Annotated in this window: 14 protein-coding genes and 1 pseudogene; 10 read left to right on the forward strand and 5 right to left on the reverse strand. The window is 63.5% G+C overall.

The window, feature by feature from the left end; translation table 11 throughout:
• Positions 1 to 470: 470 nt before the first annotated feature.
• The 4 genes from kdgD to ACJA3S_RS14645 all read left to right on the forward strand — a co-directional run bounded on the left by kdgD (position 471) and on the right by ACJA3S_RS14645 (position 6,239).
• Entirely contained in the window at positions 471 to 1,382 is a 912-nt protein-coding gene (gene kdgD / locus ACJA3S_RS14630) for a 5-dehydro-4-deoxyglucarate dehydratase (RefSeq protein ID WP_406819028.1), read from the forward strand.
• 101 nt (positions 1,383 to 1,483) lie between these two features.
• Entirely contained in the window at positions 1,484 to 2,845 is a 1,362-nt protein-coding gene (locus ACJA3S_RS14635) for an MFS transporter (protein WP_406819029.1), read from the forward strand.
• 79 nt (positions 2,846 to 2,924) lie between these two features.
• Entirely contained in the window at positions 2,925 to 4,478 is a 1,554-nt protein-coding gene (gene garD / locus ACJA3S_RS14640; RefSeq protein WP_406819030.1) for a galactarate dehydratase, read from the forward strand.
• A 180-nt stretch (positions 4,479 to 4,658) separates the two neighbouring features.
• A complete protein-coding gene (locus ACJA3S_RS14645; RefSeq protein WP_406819031.1) occupies positions 4,659 to 6,239 on the forward strand; it encodes an aldehyde dehydrogenase (NADP(+)) in 1,581 nt (526 codons plus the stop codon).
• A gap of 88 nt (positions 6,240 to 6,327) precedes the next feature.
• Here the strand turns inward: ACJA3S_RS14645 and ACJA3S_RS14650 are convergent, their stop codons facing one another.
• Positions 6,328 to 7,077 carry a FadR/GntR family transcriptional regulator gene (locus tag ACJA3S_RS14650; RefSeq protein WP_406819032.1) on the reverse strand — a complete coding sequence of 250 codons (750 nt, stop codon included), beginning with the start codon at positions 7,075 to 7,077 and terminating at the stop codon, positions 6,328 to 6,330.
• Positions 7,078 to 7,272: 195 nt separating this feature from the next.
• Between ACJA3S_RS14650 and ACJA3S_RS14655 the strand changes: the two genes are divergently transcribed.
• Together ACJA3S_RS14655 and ACJA3S_RS14660 are read left to right on the forward strand one after the other, a co-directional pair.
• Positions 7,273 to 7,602: a hypothetical protein gene (locus tag ACJA3S_RS14655; RefSeq protein ID WP_406819033.1), complete on the forward strand. Its 330-nt coding sequence runs from the start codon at positions 7,273 to 7,275 to the stop codon at positions 7,600 to 7,602.
• 394 nt (positions 7,603 to 7,996) lie between these two features.
• A complete protein-coding gene (locus tag ACJA3S_RS14660) occupies positions 7,997 to 8,950 on the forward strand; it encodes a LysR family transcriptional regulator (RefSeq protein ID WP_406819034.1) in 954 nt (317 codons plus the stop codon).
• Here the strand turns inward: ACJA3S_RS14660 and ACJA3S_RS14665 are convergent.
• Complete coding sequence (locus tag ACJA3S_RS14665; protein ID WP_406819035.1) at positions 8,906 to 9,424, reverse strand: DMT family transporter; 519 nt, start codon at positions 9,422 to 9,424, stop codon at positions 8,906 to 8,908. The genes ACJA3S_RS14660 and ACJA3S_RS14665 overlap by 45 nt on opposite strands.
• A gap of 145 nt (positions 9,425 to 9,569) precedes the next feature.
• Between ACJA3S_RS14665 and ACJA3S_RS14670 the strand changes: the two genes are divergently transcribed.
• Positions 9,570 to 10,361 carry a hypothetical protein gene (locus tag ACJA3S_RS14670; protein WP_406819036.1) on the forward strand — a complete coding sequence of 264 codons (792 nt, stop codon included), beginning with the start codon at positions 9,570 to 9,572 and terminating at the stop codon, positions 10,359 to 10,361.
• Positions 10,362 to 10,363: 2 nt separating this feature from the next.
• Here ACJA3S_RS14670 and ACJA3S_RS14675 read toward each other — a convergent pair whose 3' ends face one another.
• Complete coding sequence (locus ACJA3S_RS14675; protein WP_406819037.1) at positions 10,364 to 10,945, reverse strand: hypothetical protein; 582 nt, start codon at positions 10,943 to 10,945, stop codon at positions 10,364 to 10,366.
• A 225-nt stretch (positions 10,946 to 11,170) separates the two neighbouring features.
• On the opposite strand from ACJA3S_RS14675, the gene ACJA3S_RS14680 reads away from it, so the two are divergent.
• A complete protein-coding gene (locus ACJA3S_RS14680; RefSeq protein ID WP_406819038.1) occupies positions 11,171 to 13,297 on the forward strand; it encodes a TonB-dependent receptor in 2,127 nt (708 codons plus the stop codon).
• Positions 13,298 to 13,460: 163 nt separating this feature from the next.
• Here ACJA3S_RS14680 and ACJA3S_RS14685 read toward each other — a convergent pair whose 3' ends face one another.
• The gene (locus ACJA3S_RS14685; protein ID WP_406819039.1) at positions 13,461 to 14,753 is read right to left on the reverse strand and encodes a PQQ-dependent sugar dehydrogenase; all 1,293 of its coding nucleotides are present in this window, start codon (positions 14,751 to 14,753) and stop codon (positions 13,461 to 13,463) included.
• Positions 14,750 to 15,178 (reverse strand): DUF2231 domain-containing protein, encoded by a 429-nt coding sequence (locus tag ACJA3S_RS14690; RefSeq protein ID WP_406819040.1) that lies wholly within the window; start codon positions 15,176 to 15,178, stop codon positions 14,750 to 14,752. Before ACJA3S_RS14690 ends, ACJA3S_RS14685 begins: the two co-directional genes overlap by 4 nt.
• Positions 15,179 to 15,333: 155 nt before the next feature.
• On the opposite strand from ACJA3S_RS14690, the gene ACJA3S_RS14695 reads away from it, so the two are divergent.
• Both ACJA3S_RS14695 and ACJA3S_RS14700 read left to right on the forward strand, forming a co-directional pair.
• The gene (locus ACJA3S_RS14695; protein WP_406819041.1) at positions 15,334 to 15,633 is read left to right on the forward strand and encodes a hypothetical protein; all 300 of its coding nucleotides are present in this window, start codon (positions 15,334 to 15,336) and stop codon (positions 15,631 to 15,633) included.
• Between the two features lie 359 nt (positions 15,634 to 15,992).
• Positions 15,993 to 18,981 (forward strand): annotated as a pseudogene (locus tag ACJA3S_RS14700) (T6SS effector BTH_I2691 family protein).
• The last annotated feature ends 2 nt before the right edge of the window (positions 18,982 to 18,983 follow it).

Here is an 18,983-nt window from a genome sequence, read left to right on the forward strand (position 1 = left end):
GCGGGTGGCGGCTTGTGCCTGTCTCCGCGATCTTTTTTTCTTTTAAGAGATACGATGACTGCCGAGTGGTTGTCGTTGGATTCTCTGCGCCTGGGAGATCGAGCGCCGCCCGCGCGGCGCATCGCGGATGAAATCCGCTCCTACATTTGTTGCAACGTGGCCATGCCTGACAGGCCATGGTTGTCAGCCGGTATGCAAGGCTCAAGTCATGCGCCAAGGCTGGCAACCATGGCGTAACAGGTTCGGCACGTTGCAACAAATGTAGGAGCGGATTTCATCCGCGATGCGCCGCGCGGGCGGCGCTCGATTTACGCAACCACACACATCTAAAACCAATCCGCCCTGGCATCCCCCTACCATCCCCGCAAAAAATTCCCAAAAGGCACTAGTCATCGCACTAGTTGTACGATAACTTACCTCAAGCGCAAAACAACACCCTTCACCCCAAGCGCCACAGGATGCCTACAACAATGACGCCACAAGAACTGAAATCCATCCTCTCCCACGGCCTGCTGTCCTTCCCGGTCACCGACTTCAATGCCCAGGGCGACTTCAACCCGGCGGGCTACGTCAAGCGCCTGGAATGGCTCGCTCCCTACGGCGCCAGCGCCCTGTTCGCCGCCGGCGGCACCGGTGAGTTCTTCTCCCTGGCCGCCAGCGAGTACAGCCAGGTGATCAAGACCGCCGTCGACACCTGCGCCACCTCGGTACCGATCCTCGCCGGCGTCGGTGGCGCTACCCGCCAGGCCATCGAGTACGCCCAGGAAGCCGAGCGGCTGGGCGCCAAGGGCCTGTTGCTGTTGCCGCACTACCTGACCGAAGCCAGCCAGGAAGGCGTTGCCGCCCACGTCGAGGCGGTGTGCAAAGCGGTGAACATCGGCGTGGTGGTGTACAACCGCAACGTCTGCCGGCTGAACGCCGACCTGCTGGAAAAGCTCGCCGAGCGCTGCCCGAACCTGATCGGCTACAAGGACGGCCTGGGCGACATCGAGCTGATGGTGTCGATCCGTCGCCGCCTGGGCGAGCGCTTCAGCTACCTGGGTGGCCTGCCGACCGCCGAGGTCTATGCGGCTGCCTACAAGGCCCTGGGCGTGCCGGTGTATTCCTCCGCCGTGTTCAACTTCGTGCCGAAGACCGCCATGGCCTTCTACAACGCCATTGCCCGTGACGACCACGCCACCGTGGCCAGGCTGATCGACGACTTCTTCCTGCCGTACCTGGACATCCGCAATCGCAAGGCCGGTTACGCCGTCAGTATCGTCAAGGCCGGTGCCAGGATTGCCGGTTACGATGCAGGCCCGGTGCGGACCCCGCTGACCGACCTGACTGCCGACGAGTACCAGCAGCTCGCTGCGCTGATGGACAAGATGGGCCCGCAGTAGGCACTGCCCGCGGCCTGCCCGACGCCGCGCCCGGAGTGGCCAGCCACTCCGGTTATCCTTGATGACCCCGCACAAAAATAACTAGTGGGAGTATTGCCAGCATGCAAGCGAGCCAAAAGACGCATGTGCGCTACCTGATCCTGTTCATGCTGTTCCTGGTGACCACGATCAACTATGCCGACCGCGCCACCATCGCCATCGCAGGTTCCAGCCTGCAGAAAGACCTCGGCATCGATGCCGTCACCCTGGGCTACATCTTCTCTGCCTTCGGCTGGGCCTACGTGGCGGGCCAGATTCCCGGCGGCTGGCTGCTCGATCGCTTCGGTTCCAAGAACGTCTACGCCTTCAGCATCTTCACCTGGTCGTTGTTCACCTTGCTGCAGGGCTTTGTCGGTGGCCTGCCGGTGGCCTGGGCGGTGGTCACGCTGTTCACCCTGCGCTTCCTGGTCGGTTTTGCCGAAGCCCCGTCGTTCCCGGGGAATGCCCGCATCGTCGCGGCCTGGTTCCCGACCCAGGAACGCGGCACTGCTTCGGCCATCTTCAACTCGGCCCAATACTTCGCCACGGCCCTGTTCGCACCGCTGATGGGCTGGATCGTGTTCAGCTTCGGCTGGGAGCACGTGTTCATTGTCATGGGCGCACTGGGCATCGTGTTCTCCATGGTTTGGCTGAAGACCATCTACAACCCGCGCCAACACCCGCGCATCAGCCCGGCCGAGCTCGAGCATATCGAGCACAATGGCGGCCTGGTGGACATGGACCAGAAGCGCGGTAGCGACGGCCCGAAATGGGGCTATATCAGGCAACTGCTGACCAGCCGCATGCTGCTGGGGGTGTACCTGGGCCAGTACTGCATCAACGCCATCACCTACTTCTTCCTCACCTGGTTCCCGGTATACCTGGTGCAGGAGCGCGGCATGACCATCCTCAAGGCCGGTTTCATCGCCTCGTTGCCGGCGGTCTGCGGTTTCATCGGCGGCGTGCTCGGCGGGGTGATCTCCGACTGGCTGCTGCGCCGTGGCAACTCGCTGACCTTCTCGCGCAAGCTACCGATCGTCTGCGGGCTGCTGCTGTCGACCAGCATGGTGTTCTGCAATTACGTCGATACCGAATGGATGGTGGTCGGCTTCATGACCCTGGCGTTCTTCGGCAAAGGCATCGGTGCACTGGGCTGGGCAGTAGTCGCCGACACGTCGCCCAAGCAGATCGCCGGGCTTTCAGGCGGCCTGTTCAATACCTTCGGCAACATCGCCTCGATCACCACTCCGATCGTCATCGGCTACATCATCAGCGCCACCGGCTCGTTCAAGTGGGCACTGGTGTATGTGGGCGCCAATGCCCTGGTGGCGGTGTTCAGCTACCTGGTCATCGTCGGCCCGATCAAGCGCATCGAGCTGCGCGAAACCCCAAAGCCTGACGCCGGGCCAGCCGCCAGCGGCGAACTGGCCAGCTCACATCATTGACCGAGCACGCCTGCCTCGACCCTCCCCCGGCGCAGGCGGATGTACCAAAGCCTGAGAACCTCACAAGTAGGGCCCGAACATGCAGTTGATCGAACATTCCGACTCGCCCCGCTACGTCCGCCTGCACGCTGACGACAACGTCGTGGTGGTGGTCAATGCCGGCGGCCTGGGCGAAGGCGCCCGCTTCGCCGACGGCCTGACCCTGGTCGAAGGCGTGCCGCAAAGCCACAAGGTGGCCAGCGTGGCCATTGCCAAGGGCGAACCCGTGCGCCGCTATGGGCAGGTGATCGGCTACGCACTGGAAGACCTGCGCCAGGGCAGCTGGGTGCAGGAGAGCCAGCTGGCCATGCCGGCGGCCCCGGCGCTGGACAGCCTGCCACGCTGCGATGCTGTGCCACAGCCGCTGCCGCCGCTCGAAGGCTTCAGCTTCGAAGGCTACCGCAATGCCGACGGCAGCGTCGGCACCCGCAACATACTGGGCATCACCACCACCGTGCAGTGCGTGGCTGGCGTGCTGGAGCACGCCGTCAAGCGCATTCGCAGCGAGCTGCTGCCCAGCTACCCGAACGTCGACGACGTGGTCGCCATCACCCACAGCTACGGCTGCGGCGTGGCGATCAACGCGCGCGATGCCTACATCCCGATCCGCACGGTGCGCAACCTGGCGCGCAACCCCAACCTCGGCGGCGAGGCCCTGGTCATCAGCCTGGGTTGCGAAAAGCTGCAGGCCGACCAGGTGATGCATGCCGACGACCCCTCGGTCGACCTCAGCGAGCCCTGGCTGTACCGCCTGCAGGACGCCAGCCTGGGCTTTGCGGAGATGATCGAACAGATCATGCAGCTGGCCGAAACCCGCCTGAAGAAGCTCGACCAGCGCCGCCGCGAAAGCGTACCAGCCAGCGAACTGATCCTGGGCATGCAGTGTGGGGGCAGCGATGCCTTTTCCGGCATTACCGCCAACCCGGCGCTGGGCTACGCTGCCGACCTGCTGGTTCGTGCCGGTGCCACCGTGTTGTTTTCGGAAGTGACCGAAGTGCGCGATGCGATCTACATGCTCACTTCGCGCGCGCAAGACCAGGACGTTGCCGATGCGCTGGTCCGCGAGATGGACTGGTACGACCGTTATCTGCAACAGGGCGCCGCCGACCGCAGCGCCAATACCACACCAGGCAACAAGAAAGGCGGCCTGTCGAACATCGTCGAGAAGGCCCTGGGCTCGATCGTCAAGTCCGGCAGTGGCGCCATCCAGGGCGTGCTTGGCCCGGGCGAGCGGGTCAAGCGCAAAGGCCTGATCTTCTGCGCCACCCCGGCCAGCGACTTTGTCTGCGGCACCCTGCAGCTGGCCGCTGGCATGAACCTGCACGTGTTCACCACGGGCCGCGGCACCCCCTATGGCCTGGCCATGGCGCCGGTGGTCAAGGTCTGCACCCGCAGCGAGCTGGCCCAGCGCTGGCCCGACCTGATCGACATCGATGCCGGGCGCATCGCCAGCGGCCGCGCGACCATCGAAGCGCTGGGCTGGGAGCTGTTCCATTACTACCTGGACGTGGCCAGCGGCCGCAAGCGGACCTGGGCCGAGCAGCACCGCTTGCATAACGACATCACCCTGTTCAACCCGGCGCCGATTACCTGATGGCCCGAGGTTGCTCGGGCGTCCGCTATTTCGCCATCCCTGCAGGAGCGGGTTCACCCGCGATCACCAGCACAGCCGGTGCCATCCACCGTTGGGTTGTGCGCGGGATAACCCCGCTCCAACAGGGCTGCGCGCCCCAAATGAGTTCCACTTTTACCCTAAAGCCCACAGGAGCACCCCATGCCTGAAATCCTCGGCCACAACTTCATCGCCGGCCAGCGCAGCGCCGCGGGCCAACAGCGCCTGCAGAGCCTGGACGCCAGCACTGGCGAGGCGCTGCCATACCATTTCTTCCAGGCTACCGAAGGCGAAGTGGACCAGGCTGCCAAGGCTGCCGCGACGGCCTTTGCCGAATTCCGCCAGTTGGCCCCGACGCGGCGCGCCGAGTTCCTCGACGCCATTGCCGCCGAACTGGACGAGCTGGACGACGCGTTTGTTGCCATCGTCTGCCGCGAAACCGCCCTGCCCACCGCGCGTATCCAAGGCGAGCGCGGCCGTACCAGTGGCCAGATGCGCCTGTTCGCCCAGGTATTGCGCCGCGGTGATTTCCTTGGGGCGCGCATCGACCTCGCCCTGCCAGAGCGCCAGCCGTTGCCACGCGCAGACCTGCGCCAGATGCGCATCGGCGTCGGCCCGGTTGCGGTGTTCGGCGCCAGCAACTTCCCGCTGGCCTTCTCCACCGCCGGGGGCGACACCGCCGCCGCCCTGGCTGCCGGTTGCCCGGTAGTGTTCAAGGCCCACAGCGGCCACATGGCCACGGCCGACCTGGTGGCCAGCGCCATCCAGCGCGCCGCCGAGCGCACCGGGATGCCCAACGGGGTATTCAACATGGTCTTCGGTGGCGGCGTCGGCGAGTGGCTGGTCAAGCATCCGGCGATCCAGGCAGTTGGCTTTACCGGCTCGCTGAAAGGCGGTGACGCCCTGTGCCGCATGGCCGCCGAACGCCCGCAGCCCATCCCGGTGTTCGCCGAAATGTCCAGTATCAACCCGGTGATCATCCTGCCCGGGGCCCTGGCCAAGCGTGGCGATTCGATTGCCCACGAACTGGCGGGCTCGGTTTGCCTCGGCGCTGGCCAGTTCTGCACCAACCCGGGCCTGGTGATCGGCCTGCAGTCGCCGCAGTACAGCCAGTTGCTGGCCGAGCTTGGCCACCACCTGGCTGAACAAGCCGGCCAGACCATGCTCAACGCCGCAGGCTTGCGCAGCTACGTTGCTGGCCTGGAGCATTTGCAGGCCCACGCCGGTATCCAGCACCTGGCCGGCCAGGCTCAGGCAGGCAGCCAGGCCCGTGCGCAGCTGTTCAAGGCCGATGCCCGCTTGCTGATCGAATCCGACCCGTTGCTGCAGGAAGAAGTGTTCGGCCCTGCCACCGTGGCCGTCGAAGTGCAGGACAACGCGCAATTGCGCAGCGCCTTGCTCGGCCTGCGTGGGCAACTGACCGCAACGCTGATCGGCGAGCCCGAGGACTTCGAGGCCTTTGCCTGGCTGGTGCCACTGCTGGAAGAAAAGGTCGGGCGGATTCTGGTGAACGGCTACCCGACCGGTGTCGAGGTATGTGAGGCAATGGTGCATGGCGGGCCGTACCCGGCAACCTCGGATGCCCGCGGCACCTCGGTCGGCACCCTGGCGATCGACCGCTTCCTGCGCCCGGTGTGTTACCAGAACTACCCGCAGGCGCTGTTGCCCGCAGCACTGCGCGATGACAACCCGCTGGGGCTGCGTCGGCTGGTGAATGGCCAATGGCGTGAAGGGCCGATCTGACCGGTTGCCCGAAACGACAAAGCCCCGCGCATGGCGGGGCTTTTCTTTCGGCGTGCCGGCGAACAGCCCGGCGCTGCCAGCCAGGGGTTCAGGCCCCCTGCGCCTCGGCCTCGGCATGGGCCTGGCGCAAACGCTCACGGCTATTGCTCAGGTGCATGCGCATGGCCATCTTGGCCCCTTCGCTGTCACCCCGGGCGATGGCTTCGTAGATCGCCTCGTGCTCATGCATCAGGCGGCTCATGTAATGTGCCTGGTCATCATGCGCCAGCCGCGCCGAATTCAGCCGGGTACGCGGAATGATGCTGGTGCCCAGGTGGTTGATGATGTCGGCAAAGTAGTGGTTGCCGCTGGCCTGGGCGATGCGCAGGTGGAACTGGAAGTCGGCAGACACCGCATCACTGGCGTGGGCTGCCCCTTCGTTGATTTCATCCAGTGCCGCCCGCATGCCGGCCAGCTGTTCATCGCTGCGCCGCTGTGCTGCCAGGCCTGCCGACTCGATTTCCAGGGCAATACGCAACTCCAGCACCGCCAGCACTTCGCGCAATGTGACGACAGTCGCCGGGTCGATGCGGAAGCCACCGGTGGCCGGCGCATCCAGGACAAAGGTACCGATACCGTGACGGGTCTCGACCTGCCCGGCGGCCTGCAGCCGCGAAATTGCCTCGCGCACCACGGTGCGGCTGACGCCCTCTTCGGCCATGATCTGCGATTCGGTCGGCAACTTGTCGCCACGCTTGAGCTGGCCGCTGCGAATACGCTCGGTCAGCACCGTGACCAGTTCCTGCGCCAGGCTGCGCGGCTTGCGCCGGGCCCTTGGCTGTACCTGCTGCTCTGTCATTACGCTGTATTTCACCTAGAAAGACAGCCGTCATCATAGCGCAAGCAGTTGTACGATCACATACATACGGTGCGGTATTTCTCGCCCCCGCCACCGGTGGCGACACGGCGTTTCTCACTGACGGCAAATTGCTGGCCCCCGGCTTCCTGAAGCGAAAGCAAACTCCCTGTTCCGTCAGACGTTTAGGACAGCAACATGCGCGTAATTCTAGCAACGGTGGCCGGCTGCCTGCTGGCTACGCTCGCTTTCGGCGCCCAGGCACGGGCGTTGAGCCAGAACGATCGCCACACGTGCGACTGGGGCGCGCAGATCGCCGCCGAGGCCCAGCAGGCCAAGCTTTCCGGGGTAACGCTGTATGCCACCCGCAAGAAGCTGCAGGTTCGCAAGTTCGCCAAACCGTGGATGCGCATGACCGCCTTCGGCATTACCGAGCAGACCTATAACAGCCGCTCGCGGCTCAAGCCGGCGGCGATCAGGCAGACTTACTACGAGCAGTGTGTGCAGCATGCTATAGCGAGACGTTAGTCTTTTTTATCAATACGTTACGAAAGATACTTAATGTGTTGTAGGAGACACTTTGAGTCGCGATGGGGCGCAAGCGGCCCCGATAATGTGCGGCAAAAGCCCAGATTCCTGGGGCCGCCTTGCGGCCCATCGCGACACAAGGCCGTTCCTACAAGAAGCGCTGTTTCGCTTTAACAAATCATCGCAACTCATTGAAAATGATAGTTTTAAATCATCATCCCTCACTGTCTCGTTTGCCTTGGCGGGCAGGGATACGCTGGCTCGGCGGACTCGGCCTTCACCGTCAGCTGCGGGTACACCAGTACGAAAAGGCAGCATGACGCAGCGGCATCGCTTCAACGGGTATTTGTTAAGCTGATCGCAACCGTCGTATCGGATCGAGACCATTCACAAGATGGATGAACTGCGTAGAATCGACCTCAACCTGCTCTTGGCCCTGCATGCTTTGCTGAGCGAAAAGCACGTCACGCGCGCAGCCCTGCGACTGCACCGTAGCCAACCTGCGGTCAGCCACGCGCTGGCGCAGTTGCGCAGGCATTTCGACGACCCGTTGCTGGTGCGCCAGAACGGCCGCATGGTCCTGACCCCGCGTGCCGAATCGCTGGCCAGCCCGCTGCAGGACGCCTTGAACACCCTCAACGGCCTGCTGGCCACGCCGCTGTTCGAACCGGCCAAGGCCCAACGCCGCTTCCGTCTGTCGCTGTCGGATTACGCTTCACGGATTGTCCTGCCGCCGCTGGTCCGCCAGCTGCGCCAGGTCGCCCCTGGCGTGGACCTGGCCATCAGCCAGGCCAGCCGCGAAACCATGCTGGCGCAGCTGCTTGACGGCGAACTGGACCTGGCCCTGGGCTTGTTCCCCGACCCACCCGAACAAATCACCACCCAGGCGCTGTTTGCCGAGGACTTCATCAGCGTTGCCGATTGCCAGGTACTGCCCGCCAGCGGCTGCCTGCCCCTGGAGGACTGGCTGGCCCGCCCGCACGTGTTGATGGCCATGCGCCCCGATGCCTTCGATGAGATCGAACGTGCCCTTGCCGCGCTAGGGCTGCGCCGTCGCATTGCCCTGGCATTGCCGCACTGGAGCGCGGCCATCGAAGTGCTGCCCGGCACCGACCTGGTCCTTACCGTAGCGCGGCGGGCGGCAGGGCCCCTGCAGCAGCACCCGACGCTGCGTCAGTTCGAGCCTCCTTTGACTATCGCCCCGTTCGATTACCAGCAGGCTTGGCATATTCGCAAGGACAGCGACCCGGGACACCGCTGGCTGCGCGAGACCGTGCGGGCCTGCAGCCAGCCGGAGCACGGATCAGCCCTGCGGCGGCTTCGTGATCACAGCGGTGCCGGGCAGTGAACCCGCCGCCCAATTGCCTTGCACCAGCACCACACCGACCAGGATCAGCAGCAGGCCTGCCAGCCTGGCCAGGTTCAGTGGCTTGCCGCCCAGGCCCATCACGGCGAAATGGTCGACCAGCACTGCCGTGATGATCTGCCCCGCCACCACCAACACCAGAAACCCCGCAGCGCCAAGCCTGGGCGTCAGCGCTGCCGCTGCGGCCAGGTACAGGGCCCCCAGTACCCCTCCGATCCACAGCCACCACGGCCCCTGCAGGGCCTTGCCCAGGTCCGGTGCCGGCACCCTGAGCAATAGCAATGCAGCAATTACCACCAGCGAGCTCACCGTCAACGAAGTGAACGCCGCCCACAACCAGTGCCCCAGTGCGCGCCCAACGGCGGCGTTGCCTGCAGCCTGAAACGGCAACACGGCACCGGCAAGCAACGCCATCACCACCGGCAGTGCCAGCAGAAGCATGGATTTACTGAACATGGCCGCTCTCCTTCAGCGTTTCGATGACGGCCATGATCGTACAACCCGCCGAAGTGATGGAAATCAAAACCCTGCACGCGCACTATTCGTAGCATGCATGCCTGAGGGTACTGTCGTACCTTGGCCGACCACATGGAGGTGGAACATGTTGCAGGAGCAACGCAAGACCCTGATCGACCTTGGCCAATTGCCCACCCGCAACCTGGCCGAATGCCTGGCGGTAGACCAGGCGGCCCTCGCCCACGCGCTGGCCGGCCAGCTTCCCGAGGCACTGCTGGAGCAGTTGACCGCCAGCGCCGAACTGGCCCAGGCGCTGGGCCTGTCGAAAAAGGTCGCCGCCATTGGCCTGGCGCTGGGGCAATGGCTGGAGCAGGCTGCCGCGCCCTGGCGCCAACAGGCGTTCGAGCGATGCTGCACACACCCGTCCGATACCGTGCGCAGCTGGGCGGCATTTGCCCAGGCGCACCTGTCCCGCTCGCTGCCCCTGGAAGAGGCCCTGCAGGCGCAGTTGCGCTTCGCTCGTGATGAACACTTCGGTGTACGCGAGTGGGCCTGGATTGCCCTGCGCCCGCGCCTGGCGCAGAACCTTGACGCCGCTTTGCTCCTGCTCGGCCGCCATGTTGGCGATGCCGACCCGCTGGTGCGGCGGTTTTGCATCGAGATCCTGCGCCCCCGCGGGGTCTGGTGCGAACACATTGCCGCACTCAAGCAACAGCCGGAGGTGGCCGAGCCGATGCTGGTGCCACTGCTGGCCGAACCCGAGAAGTATGCCCAGGACTCGGTCGCCAACTGGCTCAACGATGCCAGCAAGACCCGCCCTGACTGGGTGCTACGGCTGTTTCAACAACACCCTCCCGCCTGCAAGGCCTCGCGGCGGATACAGGCCCGGGCCAGCCGAAGCCTGACCCCGGCAGCAGCCGAGGCCGGCGCTGGGTGAGATCAGCGTGAGGTTTCGACGCGCAGCACTTCGGTGTAGATCGCGTCGACGGTCTGCCCGACCTCGAGGTTCTCCATGCGTGCCTGCAGGTCCGGGTTTTCCACCTTGACCACCTGCAGCTTGCCTTCCGGCGGCAGCAAACTGACTTCATGCTTATCGAGGTCGATCTTCTTGATCTGCGAGGTGATCTTGACCTGGCGGAATGCCTCGCCACCAGGGTTGGGGTTGTCCGCCGTGGCGCGGATGCTACCGGACTCGTCAGTCGCCTTTGGCGCCCCGCCTACTTCGGGATTCAACACATAGGCCACCGCGCGGGTGACATAGATGTCGACCTGGTCACCCACCTTGAGGTTGTGCAGTGCCTTGGCCTTTTCCGTGAGCTGGAAGGTCACATCCTTCTTCGCATCGGGACCTTTCACCGTGACCTGGCGCTTGCCCAGGTCGATGGCCGTGACTTGCGTGGTGACGTGGCTTTCCAGCGCCTCGCTGCCGATGGGAATACCGGCAGCCTGCACCGTGAAACTGGCAGCGCAGGCCAGCGTGGCAAGGGCGATAGCACGAGCGATGGAGCGAATTGGATTCATAGGCCTGCTTCCCTGTAATCAAGACCGGACGATTGCGCGTGATGCTCACGCGCTGACAAGCATAGCCGTTCCCGGTTGGCTTGCCGGGCCGGCCCCTGGCGACAGGTTCAGCCCGCGTGCAACCAGGCAGGCCGTCGCAATAGCAAATGCGAATTCTTTACACTTGCTTTACATTTGAGAATCGTTAGTATTCGCAACCTCGAATACAACAACGAGTCACCTGTAATGGCAAAAAAGTCTGTTGCGCCGGCATCGCTGTCCATGCTCGGCCTGCTGGTCATGCCTGCTCATGCAGCTCAACCTGAGTCGCAGGGTTCCCTCGCCCTGCCCGCCACCGCCGTCACCAGCGCCTATGAGCAGCAGAGCTACAAGGCCAGTGAAAGCCGCAGCGCCTTGAAGATCGACGCGCCGCTGCGCGACATCCCGCAAACCGTCAACGTGGTGCCGGAAAGCGTGATCAAGGACCAGGGCGCCCAGTCGATGCAAGATGTGCTGAAGAACGTGCCTGGCGTCGGCCTGTCCAACGGCGATGGCCAGCGCGATCAGGTGACCATCCGTGGCTTCAGCGCCATTGGCGACATGTACATCGACGGTGTGCGCGACGATGCGCTGTACTTCCGCGACCTGTCCAACATCGAGCGGGTGGAGGTAATCAAGGGCCCTGCCGCCGTGCTGTATGGCCGTGGTTCTTCGGGTGGCCTGATCAACAGCATCAGCAAGAAACCCAGCTTCACACCCAAGCGCGAAGTCGGCCTGAGCTTCGACAGCGAAGGCAAGCGCCGCACCCAGTTCGACAGTGGCTGGGCCGACCCGCAGGGCAACCAGGCCTACCGCGTGACCGGTGCCTTCGAAGACAGCGACACCTTCCGTGACGATGGCTACATCGACCGCAAGGCCATCGCGCCATCGGCGTATTTCCGCCTTTCCGACGACCTGGAACTGAACCTGGGCGCCACCTACCTGTACGACAAGCGCCTGATCGACTTCGGCATCCCGGCCCTGGGCAACCGCCCGGTGGATGTGCAGCGTGACAAGCGCTTCGGTTCCGGCGATGCCGACCAGGACTATGCGCGCAGTGAAGTGTTCTCGCTGACCGCAAGCCTGGATTACCGCATCAACGACGACTTTACCCTGAGCAACACCAGCCGCTACTACCGCTACGACCTGGACCGCAACAACACCCTCGCCGACAGCAGCCCGAAGCGCTTCGTCACTGCGCCCGATGGCGAGCTGCTGGTCAAGCTCAACCGCGGCAATGTCGCCCGCGACGAGTACGGCCTGTTCAACCAGACCGAGCTCAAGCAACAGGCGCAGCTGGCCGGGATGCAGCACAACCTGCTGTATGGCCTGGAGGTGGGCTTCCAGGACAAGCACCAGCGGGTGCTGAGCCAGAACAACGTGGCCCAGGTGCCGGTGTACCGAGACGCCCTGGTAGCGGTGCCGGAACACGCCGCCAACCTGTCGTCGAAGGGCACCAACTGGCAGCAGACCACTGGCCTGTACGTGCAGGACCTGATCGAGCTGAATGAACACTGGAAAGCGCTGGTCGGCGTGCGTTATGACATCTTTGGCCAGGAATACGACGACGACCGCGCGCAGAATGTCGACCTCGACCGCACCGACAAGACCTGGAGCCCGCGCGCTGGCCTGGTCTACCAGCCGGATGCCATGCAGTCCTACTACGTTTCGGTCAGCCGCAGCTACCAGCCCTCGGGCGAGGTGTTCGCGGTCAGCCCGAGCAACCAGCACCTTGAGCCGGAACAAACCACCAACTACGAAATCGGCGCCAAGTGGGACCTGCTCGACAGTCGCCTGTCGTTGACAGCGGCGCTGTTCCGCCTCGAGCGCACCAACATGAAGACCGCCGACCCGGCCAACCCCAACCTCACCGTGCTGGCTGGCGAGCAGCGCACCGACGGCTTCGAAGCCACCGTCAGCGGCCAGCTGAGCGACAAGTGGCAGATCTATGCCGGCTATGCCTATCTGGACGCCGAAATCACCAAATCCAACAGCAAGACCAATGGCGTGGCCAACGAAGGCCAGACCCCTACCCTGACGCCGCGTAACAGCGCCAACGTCTGGCTGGTGCGTACCTTGACCCCGCAGTGGCGCGTGGCCGCCGGTGCCAATTACGTCGACGAGCGCTACACCGCACTCGATAACGTGGTAGTGATGCCGGGCTACACCAGCTTCGACGCCGCGCTGCTGTACAGCGTGCCGCAGTGGGACGCCGCGCTGCGCCTAAAGAACGTGTTCGACCGCGACTACTACGCCTCTGCGCACGGCTCGGTGGACCTGATCACCCCAGGCGCACCGCGTACATTGGAAGCCAGCTTCAATTACCGCTTCTGATCGCCGGGCAAGCAGCCCGCGCCCCGTGTAGGAGCGGCCTTGTGTCGCGAAAGGGCCGCAAAGCGGCCCCATTGATCATCGCGGCGAAGCTGCAATGCGGGGCCGCTGCGCGCCTCTTTCGCGACACGAGGCCGCTCCAGCACCGGCGCATCCCCCCACGCCATCAACGCTTGCGCGTTACCCGCCAGACCGTATTGGCCAGGTCATCGGCGATGATCAATGCACCACGCGGGTCCACCGTCACCCCCACCGGACGCCCGCGGGTCTTGCCATCCTCACCGCGAAAGCCAGTGGCGAAGTCGATCGGCTCACCTGCCGGCTTGCCATTGCCGAACGGCACGAAGATGACCTTGTAGCCGACCGGTTTGGGCCGGTTCCAGCTGCCATGTTCACCGACGAAGACACCGTCGGCGAAGCGCTCGCCCATGGCCGGGATGGAGAAGGCCACGCCCAATGCCGCCACGTGCGAACCGAGGCTGTAATCCGGCTTGATCGCCGCCGCTACCTTGTCCGGGTTCTGCGGCCGTACCCGCTGATCCACGTTCTGCCCCCAGTAACTGTAAGGCCAGCCGTAAAAACCACCGTCACGCACCGAGGTCAGGTAGTCCGGCACCAGGTCGGGGCCCAGCTCATCGCGTTCGTTGACCACCGCCCACAGCTGCCCAGTCTGCGGCTGGATGGCCAGCGCCGTCGGGTTGCGCAGGCCCGTGGCATAGGGCCGGTGCGCGCCGGTTGCAGCATCGACCTGCCAGACCATGGCCCGGTCGATCTCCACCTCCAGCCCGCGTTCGGTGATGTTGCTGTTGGAACCGATGCCCACGTACAGGTAACGACCATCCGGGCTGATCGTCAGCGCCTTGGTCCAGTGATGGTTGATCGCGGCTGGCAGGTCGGTGACCTTGGTCGGCGGGCCATCGGCCCGGGTCTGGCCGTCCTGGTAGTCGAAGCGCACCAGGGCATCCTGGTTGGCCACGTACAGCTTGCCGTCGGCAAAGGCCAGGCCGTACGGCGCATTGAGGTTCTCTGCAAACACCGTCTGCAGCTCATAGGTACCGTCGCCGTCGGCATCGCGCAGCAGGGTCAGGCGGTTGCCCCCCTTGACCTGGGTATTGCCCTTGGCCTTGATCTGGCTGGCGATGACATCCTTGGGCTTGAGCTTGGCCGCGCTGCCACCGCGGCCCTCGGCGACCAGGATATCGCCATTGGGCAACACCAGGGTCTGCCGCGGGATCTTCAGGCCGGTGGCGATGGCAGTGACGGTAAAGCCTTCAGGTACCGTCGGCTTCTGCTCACCCCAGGCTACCGGCTGGGCGATTTTCATGCTCGGCAGCAGGCCACGTTGTGGCGCCGGCAGTTTCGGGTCGGGCCCAAGGGCCTGGTTCGGCTCGCCATCACCGCCACAGGCAGTCAACAGCAACGCCATGCTCAACAGGCTCAATGCAGGTACAAGCTTCATGCCGCACCTCCCGAGCGCAGGCCGCTCAAACCGGTCCAGGCGGCCACTGTCGCGAGCACGCTCACGAGCACCGACAGCACCAGCCCGGACGGCATTACCGCCCAGGCGTCCTTGGCATGTTCGAAGGCATTGATCAGCCCCAGCACCCAGGTCACCAGCAGCAGCACGAAGTACAGCGTCGGCCGGCCGCCCTTGTGCTCGGCACGGATCAGGTTGGCCAACGCAAACAACAGTGCCAGCCCGCAAAATACCAGGGCGCCGGCGATCAGCCAGGCGGCGAAGTTGCTCCACTGGATCTGGTAACTGTTGAAGTAGGCGATGTCGCTCAGTAGCGCAGCGAGAAACAACGGCACGCTGCCGGCCAGCAGCAAGGCATGCAGCGGGCTGGGGGTATGGCGGTAGAAGGTTTGCTCGGATGCGGTCACGGTGCCTCCTTTTCATTCAGTGACCCAAGGGCTGATGGCGTGGCCACCAGGCGTGCGCAGGGCGCGCCTAGCAAAGGAGCCTCTGGACGAGGCGATAGTTCACCGTTTGGTTTGAATGGCCTATGCTGCGAGGCGTTGGCGCAAGGAGACCACCGATGAGCAGCAACCCGATTCGCCCGCGTTCACCCTGGGCGTTGACCACCCTGCTGGCGCTCGGCCTGGTGCTCGTGGCCGGTTGCTCCAGCAAGACCGGCACGACCCACTACGCGGCACGCACCATAGGCTCCAACTGCTTCGCCAAAGCCGTCCCCACCACTGGCGAAGGTGGCCTGGCATGGGGCGATACCTTGAGCATCGCCCGCAAGAAGTCGCTGGACAACTGCGTGCGTTATGCCAGCCGGTCGGGGGGCTCACCGCGAACTTGCCAGGTGGTCATGGCCAAGTGCAAGAACTGAATGTATTTAAACAAAAACTAAAGTAAGTTCTTTCCTACAAATAAATCTGAAATATTTTCTGCTTGTTGCGCCACGCCCTGATCGCAACTAGATCAAATATGTTTTTACACTTTCGCTCTCGACTTGAAAGCGAAAGCCTGGGCATTGTCTTGCCATTGAAACCAGACCAGCAAGGCTGCTCGATGGCAACTTGACCGGAACTCCCCGGCGATACAAGCCGCCAATAACGCAACAACAACGCATTCCCGCCCGACTGCTTTTCAACAACCGTTGATAGGCGAACGATGGACTTATCTGTCGTGAACCAGGCTTTTGGCTTTTCATGATTCACACAGATTGCCCCTGGGTAAGGAGCCCCCATGAACGACGCCTCCGTGAGCAGCGCCACCTCCGGCCCTGCCTGCAGCGCACGCATTCCCATCCTGCCGGTGCGCTATGCCATCGTCCCGCGCAGCGGCGACGCTCCCGCCTGCCGCTATGCCGATGCCGGCTTCAACTTGGAGCAGGATTTCCCTCCGCTGCAGCATTCCGCCTACACCCTGCGCGCCCTGCGCCCGGGCTATGTCTACGTGTTCATGCAGGGCCCCCGGGGCCAGAAGCTGGTCATCCACGAGTACCTCGGCGCAGGCCTCTACAAGGAACTGCGCTATCGCGGCCTGGAGGGCTACCACCTGCGCGATCGCTACCTGTCCAGCCGCACCCTGGGCTGGGTCTGGGCCGACACCTGCCCCGATACCGCCAGCGACGTGTGGATCGGCTACAGCCCGCACCTGTGGACCAACGCCATGACCGCCCGCATCAGCGCTTCGCCAGCCTTGCGCAAACGCCACATGCGCCAGCTGGACATGGCCGAACTCATCAGCGCCAGCCAGGCCCCGTCAAGCCAGCCCCACGTCTTGCCAGTCAGTGCCCTGCCCACCTGGGTCGAAGATTTCAAGCCTGCCGCGCGGCGCATGCCCCTGAGCTGGAGCAGCGATCCGCTCAGCGAAACCTTGCCCATCGGCAACCTCGTTGCCATCGGTCGGCACTACCCCTACACCCAGCCGAAGGTACCGGTGGTGCTGGCGCTCGCCGACGCCGAGGGCATGGCCCTGGACCTGAGCCTGTCGGTGTCCGCCTACCAGCACCAACTGCGCGACCTGATGCCCGCCGAGCAGCTGCAGCACCTGAAACCCGCCGAGGGCCCCGAGCACGAACGGGTGCCGGCCTGCTACCGGCTGGATGCCGAACAGCTGAGCCCGCAGAGCCGCGACTTCCACCACCGCAACCTGGTTGCCATGCTGCTGAACAAGACCCTGGAAAGCCTGTATCCGGCGGATGCGCCATCCCCGGAGCTGGCCGCGTTCCGGCTGGGCACGGAACGGCGCGGGCCAGCCCTGTCGCCCTCGGCATCGCGGTTCCAGGCCCTCACCCACGAAGACTATTCACCCAATGGCGCGCGCCTGGCACAGCGCCTCGATAGCGCCAGCTACCTGCGCTTCCTCGCCGAACGCGATGAGCTGGAGCAGCGCATCGGCGCCCTGCGCAACCAGGCCTTGCAAGCCAGCCACGACCATGACGCCAGGCTGGCAACCGCCGAACCCCTGCATATCGACGATCCCTACAGCCTGGCCGCCGCCCTGGCCTGCTACGACCGCGACGAACTCACTTCCGCCCGCGGGCTGGAAATCTCCCTGGCGCTGCTGATCCAGCCGATGGGCCAGCCGGCCCCCGGTAGCGAAGACCAGGACCGCCGTTTCAAGCGCCTGGAGCAGTGGCTGGACCAGCACGACAGCCCGCTCTACACCGCCCTCGCCCCGTTCAACCCGTTCAAGGACAAGGCCGACGCGATCGGCAGCCTGCTCGGCGCCAGCGACAACGTGATCGAAGGCTTGGCCGGGCGTTTTCCGGCCATGGCCGACATCACCGACCTGACGGCCCAGTCGGTCAACACCGTGGTGCTCAAGCGCCTGCGTGGGCAGACTCGCTGGGATGCCAGCCGTGGCCTGCGCCAGCAAGTGCTGCTGGCGGCAGGTGAAGCCAATGCCGAGAAAGCGCTCGGGCTGTTGGCGGCACGCTACCGGATTACCGACCAGGCAATCAGGGAAAATCCATTCAGCCAGGAGGTGCAGAAGTACCTGAAAAGCGGCATGGCGCAGGTGGAGGAAATGAAGCGCCTGCGTATCTCGGGAAGCCGGACGATTTCAGTTGAAATGACCACTACCGTACGGGTGAAACCCAACTTTCTCGGGTTGCTGACATCCAGCGTTGGCGGTGGTTTGAACGCCGGGATGCTGTGGTTCAACGTGTTATCGCTGAAGACGGCCTACAGCAGCCTGCAGAAAAGTGATGCCTTGGAATACACGCTGGGTTCGCTGCGTCCATCTTCGGCGTAATGGGTGCGACAGCAGCCACACTAGTCAGCGTGAGGGCCGCACAGAAAGCCGTAATGTTGAGATTAAGTGCCACGGCGCCGGGCATGGGCTTTAGCAACGGAATGATCAACCTATTAAGTAGTCATCTCTTCTCAAGGGCATCAGGCTACCCGGCAATAATTTTCGGTCTTTTCTCTGATTTCACAAAGGGGTGGCGCCAATCACAAAAGGGAGACTCGGTTTCCGGCTTGTACAATATAACTGGCGGCACAGCAACTGCTATTGGTTCTATCCTTATGTTAGAGGGAGGCTTAGCCATCGCCGGCCCGACATTCTTTATTCCTTTTGCGGGTTGGGCTGCAGTGGGGATCGTGCTGATAGGGGCCACACTAATATCGCAGGACTATATCTCTATTCGAAAGCGCACGAGCGCTTGCACAGTCCGATAGAGCTATGGGCAAGCAGGTGTATTTTTGGGACTAGGGAAAACGATGGTGAAATCCGGCCTGGCTTGAACCTAGACTTTCAAAACAAGCTACCCCGCTTCGCCAGCCTTATCGAAGAAGTCGAATCATGGCATGCTGAGACGTATGCCCCAATAGCAATTTCCCTAGAACAATCAGCGCAGCTCGGCTTAGGAGCGCTAACAACAAAGCTTAGTACTAACAGCCATTGGCCAACGCCGGACTGGGCAACAATTATACATGGCCAAGTATCAATTGAGGTGCCCACGATTGAGTTCACGATATTACTACCCGACTTCATGATCGGGCAAAGCGAATGGTCTGGCACATTAAGAATCGAAGACACCGACGGAAACGCAGTAACGCTTACTCCAACACCAGATTGCTATATCACTCCCGCTGGCGTCGCATTGCATTATAAAATTTACAGAGAAAAAGCCAGAAATGCAAAACTATCAATAAGCTATCACCTCAACCACTACCTGGCTACTTCCCCCAAATCCCACGCCGTCTTTTTCATTCAGAGATAACC

The organism is Pseudomonas sp. KnCO4 (assembly GCF_045344305.1).
Lineage (GTDB): Bacteria > Pseudomonadota > Gammaproteobacteria > Pseudomonadales > Pseudomonadaceae > Aquipseudomonas > Aquipseudomonas anuradhapurensis.